The sequence below is a fragment of the Weissella sp. LMG 11983 genome (assembly GCF_025908495.1).
In the GTDB taxonomy this organism is placed as follows: domain Bacteria; phylum Bacillota; class Bacilli; order Lactobacillales; family Lactobacillaceae; genus Weissella; species Weissella fermenti.
In genome coordinates this window covers 245806-261857 of the sequence record NZ_JAOZFD010000001.1, presented here as the reverse complement: position 1 = coordinate 261857, position 16052 = coordinate 245806, and the positions used below count along the sequence as shown (strand labels likewise).

The 16052-nt window shown below is 44.7% G+C and carries 18 protein-coding genes and 1 pseudogene; 13 read left to right on the top strand and 6 right to left on the bottom strand.

The window, feature by feature from the left end; translation table 11 throughout:
- Positions 1-14 precede the first annotated feature (14 nt).
- The 8 genes from OIT45_RS01390 to pepF all read left to right on the top strand — a co-directional run bounded on the left by OIT45_RS01390 (position 15) and on the right by pepF (position 7781).
- Positions 15-341, top strand: a complete 327-nt coding sequence (locus tag OIT45_RS01390; RefSeq protein ID WP_003610161.1) for a PTS lactose/cellobiose transporter subunit IIA — start codon at positions 15-17, stop codon at positions 339-341.
- Entirely contained in the window at positions 341-1792 is a 1452-nt protein-coding gene (locus tag OIT45_RS01385) for a 6-phospho-beta-glucosidase (protein ID WP_199404651.1), read from the top strand. The genes OIT45_RS01390 and OIT45_RS01385 overlap by 1 nt, the downstream gene beginning before the upstream one ends.
- 74 nt (positions 1793-1866) lie before the next feature.
- A complete protein-coding gene (locus OIT45_RS01380; protein WP_199404652.1) occupies positions 1867-3228 on the top strand; it encodes a PTS sugar transporter subunit IIC in 1362 nt (453 codons plus the stop codon).
- 119 nt (positions 3229-3347) lie between these two features.
- A complete protein-coding gene (locus OIT45_RS01375; protein WP_264330217.1) occupies positions 3348-3473 on the top strand; it encodes a hypothetical protein in 126 nt (41 codons plus the stop codon).
- A 60-nt stretch (positions 3474-3533) separates the two neighbouring features.
- Positions 3534-3794: a transposase gene (locus OIT45_RS01370; RefSeq protein ID WP_264329950.1), complete on the top strand. Its 261-nt coding sequence runs from the start codon at positions 3534-3536 to the stop codon at positions 3792-3794.
- A gap of 2 nt (positions 3795-3796) precedes the next feature.
- Entirely contained in the window at positions 3797-4624 is an 828-nt protein-coding gene (locus tag OIT45_RS01365) for an IS3 family transposase (RefSeq protein ID WP_264330218.1), read from the top strand.
- A gap of 319 nt (positions 4625-4943) precedes the next feature.
- A complete protein-coding gene (locus OIT45_RS01360) occupies positions 4944-5837 on the top strand; it encodes a competence protein CoiA (protein ID WP_264330258.1) in 894 nt (297 codons plus the stop codon).
- A gap of 135 nt (positions 5838-5972) precedes the next feature.
- Positions 5973-7781 (top strand): oligoendopeptidase F, encoded by a 1809-nt coding sequence (gene pepF / locus OIT45_RS01355; RefSeq protein WP_199404997.1) that lies wholly within the window; start codon positions 5973-5975, stop codon positions 7779-7781.
- A 59-nt stretch (positions 7782-7840) separates the two neighbouring features.
- Here the strand turns inward: pepF and OIT45_RS01350 are convergent, their stop codons facing one another.
- Positions 7841-8560, bottom strand: coding sequence for an MIP/aquaporin family protein (locus OIT45_RS01350; protein WP_135797551.1), 720 nt, complete (start codon positions 8558-8560; stop codon positions 7841-7843).
- Between the two features lie 310 nt (positions 8561-8870).
- Between OIT45_RS01350 and OIT45_RS01345 the strand changes: the two genes are divergently transcribed.
- Together OIT45_RS01345 and OIT45_RS01340 are read left to right on the top strand one after the other, a co-directional pair.
- Positions 8871-9260 (top strand): DUF948 domain-containing protein, encoded by a 390-nt coding sequence (locus OIT45_RS01345; protein WP_199404998.1) that lies wholly within the window; start codon positions 8871-8873, stop codon positions 9258-9260.
- Positions 9261-9288: 28 nt separating this feature from the next.
- Positions 9289-9846, top strand: a complete 558-nt coding sequence (locus tag OIT45_RS01340) for a hypothetical protein (protein ID WP_264339780.1) — start codon at positions 9289-9291, stop codon at positions 9844-9846.
- A 122-nt stretch (positions 9847-9968) separates the two neighbouring features.
- Here the strand turns inward: OIT45_RS01340 and OIT45_RS01335 are convergent, their stop codons facing one another.
- The 3 genes from OIT45_RS01335 to ccpA form a co-directional block, all read right to left on the bottom strand.
- Positions 9969-10829, bottom strand: a complete 861-nt coding sequence (locus OIT45_RS01335; protein WP_264329911.1) for an IS3 family transposase — start codon at positions 10827-10829, stop codon at positions 9969-9971.
- 8 nt (positions 10830-10837) lie between these two features.
- Positions 10838-11323, bottom strand: a complete 486-nt coding sequence (locus tag OIT45_RS01330) for a helix-turn-helix domain-containing protein (RefSeq protein WP_264330220.1) — start codon at positions 11321-11323, stop codon at positions 10838-10840.
- A gap of 83 nt (positions 11324-11406) precedes the next feature.
- Positions 11407-12411, bottom strand: a complete 1005-nt coding sequence (gene ccpA, locus OIT45_RS01325; RefSeq protein WP_135797553.1) for a catabolite control protein A — start codon at positions 12409-12411, stop codon at positions 11407-11409.
- A 244-nt stretch (positions 12412-12655) separates the two neighbouring features.
- Between ccpA and OIT45_RS12605 the strand changes: the two are divergent.
- Together OIT45_RS12605 and OIT45_RS01320 are read left to right on the top strand one after the other, a co-directional pair.
- Positions 12656-12999 (top strand): annotated as a pseudogene (locus OIT45_RS12605) (aminopeptidase P family N-terminal domain-containing protein); the annotation flags it as partial.
- Positions 12976-13755: a M24 family metallopeptidase gene (locus tag OIT45_RS01320; RefSeq protein WP_413743295.1), complete on the top strand. Its 780-nt coding sequence runs from the start codon at positions 12976-12978 to the stop codon at positions 13753-13755. The pseudogene OIT45_RS12605 and the gene OIT45_RS01320, both read left to right, overlap by 24 nt.
- Positions 13756-13802: 47 nt before the next feature.
- Here OIT45_RS01320 and OIT45_RS01315 read toward each other — a convergent pair whose 3' ends face one another.
- Positions 13803-14198 carry a hypothetical protein gene (locus OIT45_RS01315; protein ID WP_199404177.1) on the bottom strand — a complete coding sequence of 132 codons (396 nt, stop codon included), beginning with the start codon at positions 14196-14198 and terminating at the stop codon, positions 13803-13805.
- A gap of 44 nt (positions 14199-14242) precedes the next feature.
- Positions 14243-14593 (bottom strand): hypothetical protein, encoded by a 351-nt coding sequence (locus tag OIT45_RS01310; protein WP_199404176.1) that lies wholly within the window; start codon positions 14591-14593, stop codon positions 14243-14245.
- Positions 14594-14787: 194 nt separating this feature from the next.
- On the opposite strand from OIT45_RS01310, the gene OIT45_RS01305 reads away from it, so the two are divergent.
- Positions 14788-15975 (top strand): MFS transporter, encoded by a 1188-nt coding sequence (locus OIT45_RS01305; protein ID WP_199404175.1) that lies wholly within the window; start codon positions 14788-14790, stop codon positions 15973-15975.
- The last annotated feature ends 77 nt before the right edge of the window (positions 15976-16052 follow it).

The window sequence follows — 16052 nt, the reverse complement described above, 5'->3', positions numbered from 1 at the left end:
ATGGGGGAATAATTATGGATGACGCACGTATGGAAGTCGTAATGGGCTTGATCATGCACGGTGGAAACGCTAAGGGACAAGCATACCAAGCAATTCAATTTGCGAAGGAACACAAGTACGACGAAGCGGAAGAAGCTTTGAAGGCAGCTAACGAAGAATTGAAGGCTGCCCACGACGTTCAAACTGACATGTTGACTAAGGAAGCACAAGGGGAGCACACCGAAGTTGACTTGTACATGGTTCACGGACAAGACCACTTGATGAACGCAATTACGTTCCGTGACATGGCTGTTGAGTTGATTGAATTGATGAAGCGCGTCGATGCTTTGGAGGGTAAGTAATGGTCAAAGGCTATAAAATGCCTGACGGGTTCCTGTGGGGAGCGGCTGTTGCGGCTCACCAACTAGAAGGTGCCTGGGATGTGGATGATAAAGGGGTGTCAATCGCGGACGTTATGCTGGCTGGTAAGCACGGTGTGGCACGTGAGGTGACGGATGAAGTATTGCCAGATGGTAACTATCCAAACCACCGCGGCATTGACTTCTACCACACGTACCCAGAAGACTTTAAGTTGATGAAGGAACTTGGGCTGAAGGCATTCCGTACGTCAATTGCTTGGACACGTATCTACCCAAATGGTGATGATGTGTTGCCTAGCGAAGAAGGATTGCGTTACTACGACAAGATGATTGATGCGATGATCGAAAATGATATCGTGCCTGTCTTGACGTTGAGTCACTTTGAAATGCCACTTCACTTGGTAACGGAGTACGGTGGTTTCCGTAACCGTCAAGTAATCGACTTCTTTGTGAAGTTTGCGGACACGGTTATTCGTCGTTATGGCGACCGTGTTAAGTACTGGATGACGTTTAACGAAATCAACAACCAAACATCATGGATGGATCCACACCCAATGTTGCAAAACTCAGGGTTGAAGGATTACAGCGAAGATGAAGCGCAAGAGTTGATGTATCAAGCATCACACTACGAATTGTTGGCATCAGCTTTGGTAACGAAGCGTGCCCACGAAATCGCCCGTGAAAAGGGTTGCGAGTTGTTGGTTGGGGACATGATTGCCATGAACCCAGTTTATCCAGCGTCATCCAAGCCAGAAGATATTTTGATGGCTGAGCGTGCGATGCAAACCCGTTATTTCTGGGGTGATGTGCACGCCAACGGTAAGTATCCAAACTGGTTGAAGAAGTTCTGGGCGCACAAGGGCTTCAAGATTGATATTACGCCGGAAGATGAAAAGATTTTGGCAGAGAATACAGTCGATTATGTTGCTTTCTCATACTACATGTCATGGACGGTTTCAGATACCGGTGATGAGTGGTTGGAATACGATGAAGAAGCAAACCACGGCGACAACCCATTCTTGCAAAAGTCAGATTGGGGTTGGCAAATCGACCCAGTTGGTGTCCGTTGGGCCATGAACTGGATGTGGGATCGTTGGCAAAAGCCAATGTTCATCGTTGAAAATGGTTTTGGTGCTTATGACAAGTTGGAAGAGAACGGCCAAGTCCACGACGACTACCGTATTGCCTACTTCCAAGGTCATATTGAATCAATGGAACGTGCTGTTGTCTTAGACGGTATTCCGTTGATTGGTTACTTGCCGTGGTCAGGAATTGATATCGTCTCAGCCTCAACGGGTGAAATGTTGAAGCGTTATGGCTTCATCTACGTTGATTTGGATGACATGGGTCAAGGATCAGGTAAGCGATACCGCAAGGATTCGTTCAAGTGGTATCAACAAGTGATTGCCTCAAATGGAGAGGATTTGGGGTAATCCTTAAAGAGGATTGGTGTTAACTATCGGTTTTAAAAATTTAACTATATTATTCATAGAATGAGGATAACAACATGAATACATTTATTAATGAAAAGTTGTTGCCGCCGGTAATGAAATTCGTTAACACGAAGGCGGTTACAGCGATTAAGAATGGTATGCTTTACCCAATTCCATTCATCGTTATTGGAGCTATTTTCTTGATTTTGGGACAATTCCCATATCAACCAATTGCGGATTACTTGGATAAGATTGGCCTAGGACCTATCTTCCTGCAAGCAAACAACGCATCATTTGGAATCATGGCTTTGTTTGCCGTATTCGGAATCGCCTACTCATGGGTTCGCGATGAAGGATACGAAGGTGTGTCAGCTGGTTTGTTGGCCGTTGTTGTCGACATCTTGTTGCAACCAGACACAATTAAGTCAGTAACGAACATTGCTGACCCTGACAAGACGTCAACTGCTTGGCAAGTTTCAGGTGTTATCTATAAGGCTTGGCTTGGTGGTAAGGGAATGATCGTTGCCATCATTGTTGGCTTGCTTGTTGGTTGGGGTTACTCATGGTTCATGAAGAAGGGCTTCACAATCAAGTTGCCAGAACAAGTGCCAGCTAACGTTGCAGCATCATTTACGGCTTTGTTGCCAGGTGCTGCTATCGTAACGATTGCAACTGCTGTATACGGAATCTTCAAGTTGGGATTCAACACGACTTTGGTAGAGTGGATTTACACGACGATCCAAACACCTTTGCAACACGCAACTGACGGACCTTTGGGTGTCGTAGTTGTTGCCTTCTTGCCAGTGTTCTTGTGGTTCTTCGGTGTCCACGGTGCAACCATCGTTGGTGGTATCATGACACCATTGCTATTGGCTAACAACGCTGACAACTTGGCTTTGTACAAGGCTGGAAAGTTGACGTTGGAGAACGGTGGTCACATCGTTACGCAAGCCTTCATGGACCAATTTATCACGGTTACTGGTTCAGGTATGACGATTGGTTTGGTTGTGTTCATGTTGGTACGCGCCAAGTCAGTTCAAATGAAGACGTTGGGTAAGTTGGAAATCGTTCCCGCTTTGTTCAACATTAACGAACCAATTTTGTTCGGTTTGCCATTGGTATTGAACCCATTGCTAGCCGTGCCATTTATCTTGACGCCGCTCATCTCAGGATTCGCTACTTACTTTGCAATTTACTTCGGTATCATCCCACCATTTAACGGAATGTATGTTCCTTGGACGACACCAGCCATTATTTCTGGTTTGATTGTCGGTGGATGGCAAGGTGCTTTGTGGCAAGCTTTGATGCTTGTGATGACTGGATTCACTTACTTGCCATTTGCTCGTAAGTACGACAAGGTCTTGCTTGCTGAGGAGCAAGGTGATGCTGAGCCATCAGCTGAAGATATTGAAAAGTTGGAAGAAGCAACTAACTAATCAATATGATTAAAGATTAAGACTTGTAGGTCAGATGACTTACAGGTCTTTTCTTTTTGAGAAAATAAATTGGAAAAAATGGGCAGTCGCGCCTCTTTATTATTAGGAGGACTGCACGAATGTTTATAGCAAAGAAACAAGGGTCGAACGAGCTTGTAAAAGCTGATGTGGCAGTAAAGACGGCTGTTTATGTTTGTCCCGGTTGCGGCGGCGAGGTACAGGTCAAACAAGGGATGCTCTTATGATGAGATTCCGGACTAGTTTTTCTAGTTTGGTAAAATATCATCATAGGAGTATTTTTATTTATGGTTACACGTTATGAAGAGGACTTTAAAAAGTCCATCGTGGAGATGGTTAAAGCGGGCCGTCGGCCCGATGAATTATCCAAGGAATACGGTCCTTCAGCCGATTTAATTCGGAATTGGGTCAAAAAATATGCGCCTGTAGAAGTGAATGGCGAATCAATATCAGCTGATGAATTGAAGAAGTTGCGTAAGGAAAACGCAATTTTGAAAGAAGAGCTCGAAATTTTAAAACGTGCGGCGGTGTTGCTGGCAAAACATTAGTTTTGCGCGGTAGAAGTGTTGTTTTACCAATTATCCACAAAAATTTGGTACAGGGGCACCGCATCACACGCGTTCTGAGTGCTTTGAAAATTCCAATGTCCACTTACTCTGACTGGATCCATTGGGAGCCGAGCGCACAAGAAATACAACACAACAAATTGAGAATTGCCGTCGAATCAATTTACACAGCCAATAAAGGCATTTATGGTTATCGACGAATTGCTAAAACCATGCGCGACTTATTCAAACTAGCAATCAGCGACCGCTTTGTATGGCAATTGATGAGTGAAGCTGGCTTGAAAGCGCGTATGCAAAAGCGATATAACAAGCCTACAACAGTCAATGACAAAGATCAGATGCCAAATCTCATTATCAATCTGGATGACCTAAGTGGCGTAATTACAACTGACATTACGTATATCCAGTTGACCGATAAGACATGGGTTTACATGGCTAGTGCATATGATCCGGAAGACCGTAAGGTGCTGTCGTATCGAATCGCAGATACGATGACAGCTCAACTAGCAACCTCAGTAATCGTTAAGGCGCTAAGACGAGGTGAAAAACCACTGTATGTGCATAGCGATATGGGAAGCCAGTATACCAGCGAATTGTTTGAAAATACACTGGAGTCCATAGGTATTAGGCACTCTTACTCCCGTAAAGGGCACCCTTACGATAATGCCCGCATCGAAAGTTTTCACTCGTTACTCAAGAGGGAGCTGATCTACCAACAGGATTTCGAGAGTATCGCTGATGTGCAAGCCGCTGTTGGATGGTACGTCAACTGGTATAACAACAATCGTATATCACTCCGTGATGCCGCCTAGACCAATTTCTAGATGATATAAACGCGATTATACAAATTTGCCTATACACCGGCGTTTACAAGCACTGACTTTGTGAAGTCCAAAAATCACTCTGACAAGTGCTTATTTGCTATACCCTCAGACTTGTGAAATTCAACAAAATCCAAACTAGACCACCGTAACTCCATAGCCTCCGGCAGGCACAGGGGCAAAACCCCTGGACCCCATTAAAAAATGACCCAAAATCTGTACGAAATCAGGTCATTTTGAAAAATTTTCGTGGTACGAGCCCTAGCGGGCTCTAAAAAGAGGTCCGGAGTCTTGACATCAGAGCCGGACAATTAAAACGCCTCATTTTTCACACGTGACTTTACGTGATTGCCAATCGTTGGCCGAAGGCGAGTCTAGTGAGCATTTATTAGGAAAATTACAGTTGGCTGACTTTTTCGAAAATCTTGGTGGCGTGGTTGAAATGGAAGTGTGGTTACCTGAGATTAAGCAACGGCCGGATTTGGTCGTGAGTTTCGATAATGTGAAAATTGCAGTTGAGTTTCAGTGTGCACCAATCACGGCACAACGTGTTTCGGAACGAACACGTGGATTTGAGACGTTAGGTATGGATGTCGTGTGGGCATTAGGCCCCACGTATCAACGGAAGAAACTGCAACAGGCGACTTGGGCGAAGTTTGCGCGTATGCGTGATGGCCGCTTACAAGTGGCATTTTGGCGGCCGAAAAAACAACGGGTTGAATGGCAGGAATGGTGGCGTCTTGATTGTCGTAATCGGGTGCGTGAGCAAGATGCTGGTGATCCGTATCGCCAACTTTTGAAATTGCAGCAACTAGTGACGCAGCGTTCCGAAGTTAGTCGGCGTTGGCAAAAACAGTTATATCGCCAAGGTCGGAGTCTAGTGGGTATGCCATGGATTTGTCATCGATTGCAGGCAATGCCAGGTGGCGCGCGGGCATCGCAGTGGGAACTATCATTGGGAGTGCTGTTGGCATTGGAAAAAGGTCCCAAAACTGTGGGACAGTTACAAGCGGTACTAATGAAGTGCGCATGGTTCAAGTTTGGTGCCACTGAAAAACCAGCCATCGTTGGTTTGTGGCTGAGTCGATTGATTGCCGAGTGGCAGGCAGAAGGCGTGATTACGCAAGACGACAACCGGGTATGGTTAAATCAAATGGCAGACTGGTATGCAGATTATCAGCATAAATTATCAGTATTGGATTAGTATCTCCGTTACCACGTGCAACTTCGGAACCCAAAGTGTAGAATAACAACTATAAAGTAGCGTGACCAAGTCGGCCTTATCAGGTGCGTCTTAGACCAACCGCTGCTGTGAAAAATTGAAATGAGGTTAGCTATTATGGCAAAAGAATTACCATTGCGCGAAGAGTTGCCTGAGTCAATGACTTGGGACCTATCAACAATCTTTGCCTCTGACGAAGCGTGGGAAGATGCCTTCGCAGATTTGGAAGACCGTCTTGAATCAGCGGAGTTCTTTGCAGCGAACGTGACGAATTCTGCAACGGACTTGTACAATGCGTTGCAATACGGCTTGGGCTTGATGCAAGATTTGGAAAAGTTGTATGTATATGCCTCAATGAAGTCTGACCAAGACACGGCTAACACGTTCTATCAAGGTTTGAACAACATGGCTGAGTCGTTGGCTGCCCGCGTGTCAGCTGCGATTGCTTTTTTTGACCCAGCCGTTTTGAGCTTGTCAGAAGAGGAATTGTCAGAGTTCTTTGTAGCTGAACCTAAGTTGCAAGCCTACAAGCACTACTTTGACAGCATTTTGACGCAACAAGGTCACGTTTTGCCAACTGAACAAGAGTCACTTTTGGCAGCTGCAGGTGATGTCTTTGGTGCATCGCAACGTACCTTCGGTGTGTTGGATAACGCAGATATTTCATTCGAAGCCGTTGAAAATGAAGACGGTGAAATGGAAACATTGTCTAATGGTGTTTACTCACGTTTGTTGGAATCAACGAAGCCCGAAATCCGTAAGAATGCGTTCCAAACATTCTACAAGTCATACATGGCTTTGGAGAATACATTTGCTTCATTGATTGGTAACCACGTAAAGGGTCAAAACTTCATGGCAGCTGCACACCATTATGACAATGCGCGTGAAGCAGCGTTGGCTGGTAACCACGTGCCTGAAGTGGTATATGATACGTTGGTTGCTGAGGTTAATAAGGCATTGCCATTGCTCCACCGCTATGTTGGCTTGCGTAAGAAGTTGTTGGGCTTGGACGAGCTACACTCATATGATCTTTACACACCAATTTTGGGTGAGCCAGATTATGATATTGACTATGAGTCAGCTAAGGCTGAGGCGTTGCAAGCCTTGGCACCATTGGGGGATGATTACCTTGATATTGTGAACAAGGCCTTTGATAGTCGCTGGATTGATGTGATTGAAAACAAGGGTAAGCGTTCTGGTGCTTATTCAGGTGGGTCATACGACACAAACCCATTCATTTTGTTGAACTGGGTCGACAATTTGAGTAACTTGAGCACGCTTGTTCACGAAATGGGCCACTCAGTGCACTCATACTACACGCGTCAAAACCAACCATATCACTATGGTGACTACCCAATTTTCTTGGCTGAAATTGCGTCAACGACGAATGAGAATTTGTTGACGGATTACTTGTTGAAGACGATTGATGACAAGAAGCTACGTGCATACATTTTGAATCAATACTTGGATGGCGTGAAGGGAACGGTCTTCCGTCAAACCCAATTTGCTGAATTTGAGCAATGGATGCACGTAACAGACGCCGAAGGAACACCTTTGACAGCTGATGTTTTGGACGAAGCGTATGGTGAAATGAACCGTCGTTACTATGGCCCAGAATTGACGTTTGATGAAGAGATTGCCCACGAATGGGAACGAATTCCACACTTCTACTACAATTTCTACGTCTTCCAATACGCAACTGGCTTTGCGGCTGCAACGGCCATGGCAGACAAGATTTTGACTGAAGGTGAGCCTGCGGTCGTGGCTTACAAGGAATACTTGCAAGCTGGTTCATCAGCATTCCCAATTGATGTAATGAAGAAGGCTGGTTTGGACATGACCAAGCCAGATTACCTCCGGGATACATTCAAGGTCTTCGAAGAACGTTTGAACGAGTTCGAAGCGCTAGTTAATGAATTGGCATAAGAAGTAAAAAAGACGCTGACTTCAAATTTATGAAGTCAGCGTCTTTTAATTAACTGTTCTTACTTAAACAATGTCCACCACAAAGTTGAGGCGAGGATACCACCGGCGATAGGTGCCAAAACGGCAACCCATGCGTACTCCCAGTGTGATGATCCCTTAAACTTCAATGGCAACAAGGCGTGAACCAAACGTGGACCAAAGTCACGCGCAGGGTTCAAACCAGGACCGGTTGCACCACCCAATGATGTAACCAGCGTTGCAACGAGGACACCCAATGCCAAACCGGCAATCCCCTTGTATTCAGCTGATGACGTAATTCCCAAAGCAGCGAAGACCAAAACGAATGTTCCAACAAATTCGTTGATGAATCCGTTGAAGCGTGAGTTAGCAGCGTCAGTCGTTGAGAATGGGGCGAAGACCGCGTCAACGTTTGTCGTCAAATCGAAGTATGGCTTGTAGGCAGCGACAACCAATAGTTGACCGAACATAGCACCCAAAATTTGGGCGATGATGTAAGGCAAAACTTCTGACCATGGGAAGTCACCAACAACAGCCAATGCCAACGTAAAGGCAGGGTTGATTTGAGCTGAGAAAGCACCGAAAGCCATAGCTGGGATGGCAACACCGGCTCCGTAACCAACGGCGATGTTCAACCAACCAGTTTCAGCTCCCTTTGTATTCTTCAACTCAGTATTGGCAACTGATCCGTTACCCAACAAAACCAAGAACGCTGTTCCGAAGAACTCGGCGAACAAACGTACGACTAATGAGTGGTCCATAATTCCTCCAAATGTGAAAATAATTTTTAACTGTTTAACCAGAACAAATGTTTGCACATTGCTGTGCACAAACGAACGCTTACCAATTTATCAAAAAAATCTGTGCAGTTCAATGTTTTTTAAGGGTTTTTAACTCGTTTGTAACGTTTTTATGCCGTATGTGATAGAGTCTATGAACAATATAAGAAACATTTTGATTAGAAGCCTAATCCATACACAATACAGCCGTATATCATTAAAATCAGTTTCATTGAAAGAAAGCGCTTAAACAGTTAGAATAGGACCTATAAAGGAACTTGGAGGAATAACTATGACAGCAGGTCAAATCGCATTGATTATCATTGCGGTGGCGGTAATGTTGTTGGTCTTGTTTATCGGGCTATTCTTGGTGCGATTGACACGAACTTTGGGGGTCATCACGCGTGATGTGGATATCATTGCACGTGAGGCAAACGACATTTTAGCTAACGCAAATACATTGTTGAATGATGTTAATGGCAAGGTAGCGACAATTGATCCGGCTTTCCAAGCAGTAGCAGATTTGGGGACGTCTGTGTCTGAGTTGAATGCGGCAACGCACAACTTGACGGGGAAGGTTAAGTCAACGGCTGCTTCACGTGGGGCCGGTGTTGCGTCAGCGTTTTCAGCGGTTAATGGATTCCGCAAGGCGCGTAAGGCACAATCATCAACGACAAAGTAATCATATATAAACCAGGAGGGTATTAACCATGTCTAAGGGAAAAGGATTTTTGGCAGGATTGTTGTTTAGTGGTGTAGCAGCTGCGGCTGGATATGCCTACTTCAAGAGCTTGTCACCAGCAGAACAAGAAAAGTTGAAGGCTAAGGTTGACGACATCGTTGTTGATGTTCGCGACAAGGCTGTTGATTACACATATGCAGCAACTGATGCGGTGGCATCAGTTCGTGATCGCGCTGACGATTTCGTTGCCGAGAAGGGCCTGGATGGCAAGGTTGCTGACTTGAAGGCGCAAGCTGATGAGAAGACGGCTGGCTTGCGTGCAAAGGCCGATGAGCTTAAGGCCCAAGCAGATGAAAAGACAGCAGGCTTGCGTGCGAAGGCTGATGATTTGAAGGCCCAAGCACAAGACTTGGCTGACCAAGCAAAGTCAAAGGCGAGCGAAGTGAAGGATCAAGTCCGTGCTAAGGTAGCACCTGAACTTGAAGATGAAATATTGATATTGTCTTGGATCCAACAGCGCCTTCATTGTCAGAGGCCTTTGAAGATTTGGAAGAACCAGTTGCGGTTGAAGAAGCAAAGCAAGTAACGGCTGAAGTTTTGGAACCCGAAGGTGGTTTGTCTGAAACAAACAAGAAGGGCTTGTCAGAAGAAGCTTAATCATATGAAAAAAGAGGAACGTGAACTGAACCCCAAAAATTGGAGTGAAGTTTAAGCGGCTAACTGGTCGGAAAGATTTCGGTATTGAACCGGAGTTCTTCCGGCCAGTTTTGTTTTTATCCGCTTATTGTTGTAGTAATAGACATAGTTAGTTATGGCGGACTTTAATTCGTCATAACTTTGATAGTGGTTGTTATGTACCGTTCCTACCTTCAAGATGTGGAAGATACTCTCAGCCATTGCGTTATCTAGGCATGTCGCTTTGCGACTCATGCTTTGGAACACACGGTTAGTCTTTAGCCGTGATACATACTCATAATTTTGATATTGGAAACCTTGGTCAGAGTGAATTGTCATTCGATAATTCAATTCTGGCCTATTTTGTAGAAGCTCATCTAATGGCTTTGTGACGAACTCGACAGTTGGATGAATATCGATATTCCAAGTGAGAATCTCACCACTATAAACATCAATATAGGCGGTGAAATAAGCACGTTCAGCCATCGTGCCTGATCCCCAACGGACTTCAGTGACGTCGGTGAGAACCTTCTGATATGGTCGATCCGTTGTGAACCGACGGTTTACACGATTCGGTGAGATATGTCCGACAGTGCCGGCGTAAGAATTGTACTTCCGTGTCAGACGGTTGAAAGCAGTACAGAGAAGCCCGTTCATCTTCATAATTTTCAGCACAACCTTATGGTTGGTGTTGAAGCCACGATTACGAAGCTCTTGTGTGACACGACGGTAACCGTAGTCCGGGTTGTCATCACGAATTGATATAATCTCATCAATTAACTCACGTGGATACTCCTTGTACGCACGCTTGCACGCGTCATGATAACTACTGCTAGACATCTCGGCTACTTGAAGAAGCAGCTTCAACTTGCACTTCAACTCTTGCCTTAGCACAGTGATTACTACCGCTTTGTCTTGGTTTGTAATTTCTTCTTTTCCTGAGCTAAGGCCTCGAGTTTTTCCAAGTAGGCTACCTTAATTCGAAGTAGTTCATTCTCTTCTTCGAGCTTCTTGATCTTGTCGTGTTCTTGCTTATTCATAGTTCGTTTCCGCCTTCGTTTATCAGGTTTTAGCCGACCAGACTCCAACGCACGTTCCCACTGCCAAATCAACGAAGGGCTAGTCACCCTGAACTTTTTCGCTGCTACAGGATAAGACGCGTGATGTGTAAGTCGCCAATTAATTACCTTGATTTTAAAGGAATACGGATAACTTGTCTGCTTTCTATGGGAATCTTTAATTCCATATACTCCGTCACGTTTTATGGAGTCCACCCAGATTCCAAGCGTTGATGATCCCTTAATTCCGAATTTCTTGCGTATTTCAACAGTCGGTACACCTTTGAGGTACAGAGAAACTGCTTCTATTTGAATTTCTTTTGAAAACATACAAAAACCCCATGAGTTAGATTTGCTCCAACTCATGGGGTTCAGTTCAACGACTGTTGAGTCGTTCCTCTTTTTTGTAGTCATTATTGCTTCGTTGAATCACGATCAACGTAACCGTGTGGCAAGATGATGTTCTTAACAGCCAATTCTTCACGGTTCATCAACTTCGTCAACATACGCATAGCAACGGCACCAAGGTCGTAGATGGGTTGCGTGATTGAAGACATTTGTGGACGCGTCATAACGGCCAACTTTGAGTTGTTGTTTGTAATCAACTCAAAGTCTTCGGGCATCTTAACACCAGCATCAGTCATTGCGTTCAACAAGCCGGCAGCCATTTCGTCGTTAACAACGACAGCGGCTGTTGCCTTGGCATCGCGAACCATTTCGGCCATTTGGTAACCTGATTGATAGTCATAATCACCTTGGATAACAAGTGATTCGTCGTAGTCGACCCCAGCGACAGCCAGAGCATTCATGTAACCCTTCAACTTGTACTCGCGGTTGATGCCGTGATCCAAACTTCCAGTTACAAAGGCAACCCGCTTGTGGCCGTTCTTCAACAACTTGGTCGTTGCTTCGCCGATGGCACTTGTGTAGTCAATGTTGACAGAAGGTTGAGCAGTCACGTCATCAACTGAACCGGCCAAGACAATTGGCACATCAGCCTTAGCGAATTCCTTGCGGATATCATCGTCAATCAAGTTACCCATGAAGATAATACCGTCAACTTGCTTACTCAATAGGTTTTCCAAAACTTGCAATTCCTTGGTATCAGATTCATCTGAGTTAGCCAAAATGATTTGGTAGTGGTACATGGCAGCAACGTCATCGATTCCACGGGCCAATTCGGCGAAGTAGTGGTCGGTCACGTCGGGAATTACGACACCGATTGTGGTCGTACGACGTGAGGCCAAACCACGAGCAACGGCGTTTGGTCGGTAACCAAGTCGTTCGATAACGGCTTCAACCTTTTCTTTCGTTTCTTGCTTAACGTTGGCATTGCCATTGACAACACGTGAAACGGTTGCCATTGAGACTTTCGCTTCGCGGGCCACGTCATAAATCGTGATGGTCTGCTTTTCCATGCTGATGCTCCTTTATAGTTCTCTCATACAGAATTTTTGTCGTTTTCATACCTTTTCAGTCGTTTACCGAGTTGCATATCTGCAACCGGTTACAAGGTTATTGTATCATGCTTTCATAAAATGTTTTCATGAGAACATTCAATATATCACAAGTTAATAGTTTAGCATAAATAATCGGTCTGTTGCGTCATTTTCTGAAAATGAGTGTACAATGATAGAAAAGTGAAACAAGAGGGGATTTCAGATGACTGAACAACTTACAAAAATCCAATCATGGTTGAATGACAATGAATTGGACGTCGCCTACTTCTCAGATTTTCATTCAATTGCCTATTTGACGGGCTTTGAATTGACCCAATCGAACGTGTTTTGGCGTTGGTTGTCTTTCCACAAGATGAGCCATTTATTTTTGCGCCAGCACTTGAAGTCGAGGCGGTTAAGGGTGCGGGTTGGACGCACCCGGTTTATGGTTACCAAGACCACGAGCAACCATACCAAATGATTGCCAACTATATTAAGCAACACACAACGCATGCGACAAATTGGGCCGTTGAAAAGGCCCAAATGACGTTGGACCGTGCTGCTTTGTTGCAAACTGCTGTACCAGAAGCTAAGTTTGTGGCTGATTTGTCCCCATTGATGACTGAAATGCACTTGATTAAGACACCGGACGAAATCGTTAAGATGCACAAGGCTGGTGATGATGCGGACCGTGCCTTTGAATTCGCCTTTGCTGCTTTGCAGGAAGGTGTATCAGAACTTCAAGTGATGGCCAAGTTGGAATATGACTTGAAGTCAATGGGGGTTGTGGGGATGTCATTTGAGACGTTGGTTCAATTCGGTGCGCACGCAGCCGAACCACACGGTGACACTGGTTCAACCTTGTTGAAGGCTGGCGATTTGGCTTTGTTTGACTTGGGAACGATTTACGAGGGCTATGTTTCAGACGCAACGCGTACGGTGGCCTACAAGTCAGTTTCTAATCACCAACGCGACGTGTATAACGTTGTCTTGGAAGCCCAATTGGCTGCCCAATCACAAGCAAAGCCTGGTATGACAGCTGGGGAGTTGGATGCGATTGCCCGTGATATTATCACCAAGGCTGGTTATGGCGAGTACTTCGTGCACCGTCTTGGCCACGGTATTGGCTCATCAGTCCACGAGTCGATTCAAATTGCGACTGGCAATGATTTGATTTTGCAACCAGGTATGGCCTTCTCGATTGAGCCAGGTATCTACATCCCTGGTGACTTGGGTATTCGTATTGAGGACTCAGTTGTCATGACGGAGACCGGTGCTGATTTATTCACGCACTCATCAAAGGAATTGCGTATTATTGATTAAACAAAATAGGATGGTATCTCGATTTTCTCAAGATACCATCCTATTTTTTAGTGCCAATTATTAATGATTGCTTCGGCGTTTTCTTCAGTGTCGGCAACTTCAGAACGTGTCTTTTCAGCCTTCAACAAAGGCAACAAAGCTTCTTGACGAGCGCTGTGCTTAATCACCCAAACCAAGAAAAGAGGTTGTTCGAACAGCCAAACGATGTGACGGGCTGAGTAGGTGGTCGTTTGACCAGTTACTGGGTTTGGCTTAACCGGTGCGACTAGTTCTGGTGTGACAGCTGCTAAAGCATCAGCCTCAGTATCGAATGTTTCCTCAATCTTCTTACGGAGATCCTTCTTGAATGCGTCGTACTTTACGCGGTTCTTTTGCTTGTTTGGGTAATCAACACCCCACAACTTTACGATGTCGAGGATGTCTGTCAAATTATACGTGGCCATGTATTTGCTCACTCTCTATTAATTAGTAAACTAAGCATACCACATTAGGCAGGGTCTAGTTTGATAATCATCTTATGAATCTTGTGACCAGTAGTGGCTAATTCAATTGTTGCATCGACATCTCCGTCAGGTGCAAAACTGTCGGAAAAATCACCATGGAAGGTGACGTGTGCTAGGACTTCATCGTTTAAAGGTTCGACGGAGTGAATACTTGTTTGGACGTTATGTGCAAAGAAGTATTGCTTAAAATAGCTTTGAATGTCAGGCAACCCGACACTGATTTGCTTTGAAGCAACATCAGAGACAATGGCGTCTGGCGCAAATAGGGAGACATAACTCCCGTCCAAATCATTCAGATAACTGATGACTTGGTACATAGGTGTAGATGCTGACATGAAGGTGCTTCTTTCTAATTAGACTATAACTCATTATCTGCTTATAAAATGTGGGCGTCAAACGGAATGACCACTAAAATTTGCCACTTCCAAAAAATAAGCGTAAAGTGGATAAGTCGTCTTTCTTAGGCGACACTTTTGTTAATGACAACAAAAGGGCACTTATTTGTTTAATTTTGAAAGTAGAGGTTTTTATGAATTCCGGAAAAACCAAGATCTTTAACCAGTCATTTCTTGAAATTGCGCTGATTAACTTCCTAGTTTTGATGACGTTTTACAGTTTGATTGTTGCCGTTGGGCCATATGCAGTCGATGTGCTCCATCTATCAACAGCAAGTAGTGGTTTGCTAGTTGGTATCGTGGTTATTGGCTCACTCGTTATGCGTATGATGTCTGGTGCGGTGCTCGCACGCTTTTCAACCAAGACGATGATGATGGTCGGCGCGTTTGTGCTGATTCCTAGTATGCTGGCTTATCATGTCGCAACGTCAATGATTTCATTATTGGTACTACGTTTTGTTCAAGGAATGATGATTGGGCTCATTGGGACGGTTACGAATACAGCAGTTGTGTTTGTTGTACCGGAAGAGCGTCGCAGTGAAGGAATTTCATATTTCTCATTGAGCACAGTTATTGCCACGGCAATGGGCCCATTCTTGGGATTGGCCTTAAGCAAGATTGGCTACGGTTTCTTGTTTAACATTGAAACTGTCATTGCTGTGTTAGCTTTTTTGGCAACGATTTTGATTCACAAACAAGCCGTTGATATTAAGGCTCACACGGTTAAAAAGGTTGAAACGGCTGATAAGCCAACAGGCCTTAAGAAGTTTTTAGAGCCTAAGGCAGTGCCGTTGGCAATCGCGCTATTCATTGCCACGTTGACGTATTCAGCCATCCAAAGTTACTTGAGTTTCTTTATGAAGGCGCAACATATGTCTTCCGTGACTGAGTACTTCTTCTTGATTTACGCGGCGGTGATTTTCATTAGCCGACCATTTACGGGCCGTTTGGCTGATGAAAAGAACGAAAACTACATCATCTACCCAGGCTTGATTTTGCTAGCGATCGGTTTTGTACTATTGAGTCATGTCACAAATGTTTGGGTATTCGTATTGGCTGCGATTTTCATCGGGGTTGGTTTTGGAAACTTCCAATCAGCCGCTCAAGCAACAATTGCGAAGATTGTGCCACCTGAGCGTATGTCATATGCAACGTCGACCTACTTCATTTTCTTTGATTTGGCTTTTGGTGTTGGACCTTACTTGCTTGGTTTGATTGAACCAAGCATTGGCTTTGTCGGATTGTATGAGTTGATGATTGCCTTTGCGATTATCGCCTTGGTTTGGTACTTCTTAGTGCACGGTCGCCACGTTAAGCGATAATCACTATTAAAACATTAGCGAAAACTTGAAAAATCTGCTACATTAGATAGAGATAAGATTCGAGTTTATAACGACAA

Excerpts from the sequence above, each read along its gene's own strand:
- OIT45_RS01390 (WP_003610161.1), top strand. The coding sequence starts at position 15 with ATGGATGACGCACGTATGGAAGTCGTAATGGGCTTGATCATGCACGGT.
- OIT45_RS01385 (WP_199404651.1), top strand. The coding sequence starts at position 341 with ATGGTCAAAGGCTATAAAATGCCTGACGGGTTCCTGTGGGGAGCGGCT.
- OIT45_RS01380 (WP_199404652.1), top strand. The coding sequence starts at position 1,867 with ATGAATACATTTATTAATGAAAAGTTGTTGCCGCCGGTAATGAAATTC.
- OIT45_RS01375 (WP_264330217.1), top strand. The coding sequence starts at position 3,348 with ATGTTTATAGCAAAGAAACAAGGGTCGAACGAGCTTGTAAAAGCTGAT.
- OIT45_RS01370 (WP_264329950.1), top strand. The coding sequence starts at position 3,534 with ATGGTTACACGTTATGAAGAGGACTTTAAAAAGTCCATCGTGGAGATG.
- pepF (WP_199404997.1), top strand. The coding sequence starts at position 5,973 with ATGGCAAAAGAATTACCATTGCGCGAAGAGTTGCCTGAGTCAATGACT.
- OIT45_RS01350 (WP_135797551.1), bottom strand. The coding sequence starts at position 8,560 with ATGGACCACTCATTAGTCGTACGTTTGTTCGCCGAGTTCTTCGGAACA.
- OIT45_RS01345 (WP_199404998.1), top strand. The coding sequence starts at position 8,871 with ATGACAGCAGGTCAAATCGCATTGATTATCATTGCGGTGGCGGTAATG.
- OIT45_RS01340 (WP_264339780.1), top strand. The coding sequence starts at position 9,289 with ATGTCTAAGGGAAAAGGATTTTTGGCAGGATTGTTGTTTAGTGGTGTA.
- OIT45_RS01330 (WP_264330220.1), bottom strand. The coding sequence starts at position 11,323 with ATGTTTTCAAAAGAAATTCAAATAGAAGCAGTTTCTCTGTACCTCAAA.
- ccpA (WP_135797553.1), bottom strand. The coding sequence starts at position 12,411 with ATGGAAAAGCAGACCATCACGATTTATGACGTGGCCCGCGAAGCGAAA.
- OIT45_RS01320 (WP_413743295.1), top strand. The coding sequence starts at position 12,976 with ATGACGTTGGACCGTGCTGCTTTGTTGCAAACTGCTGTACCAGAAGCT.
- OIT45_RS01315 (WP_199404177.1), bottom strand. The coding sequence starts at position 14,198 with ATGGCCACGTATAATTTGACAGACATCCTCGACATCGTAAAGTTGTGG.
- OIT45_RS01310 (WP_199404176.1), bottom strand. The coding sequence starts at position 14,593 with ATGTCAGCATCTACACCTATGTACCAAGTCATCAGTTATCTGAATGAT.
- OIT45_RS01305 (WP_199404175.1), top strand. The coding sequence starts at position 14,788 with ATGAATTCCGGAAAAACCAAGATCTTTAACCAGTCATTTCTTGAAATT.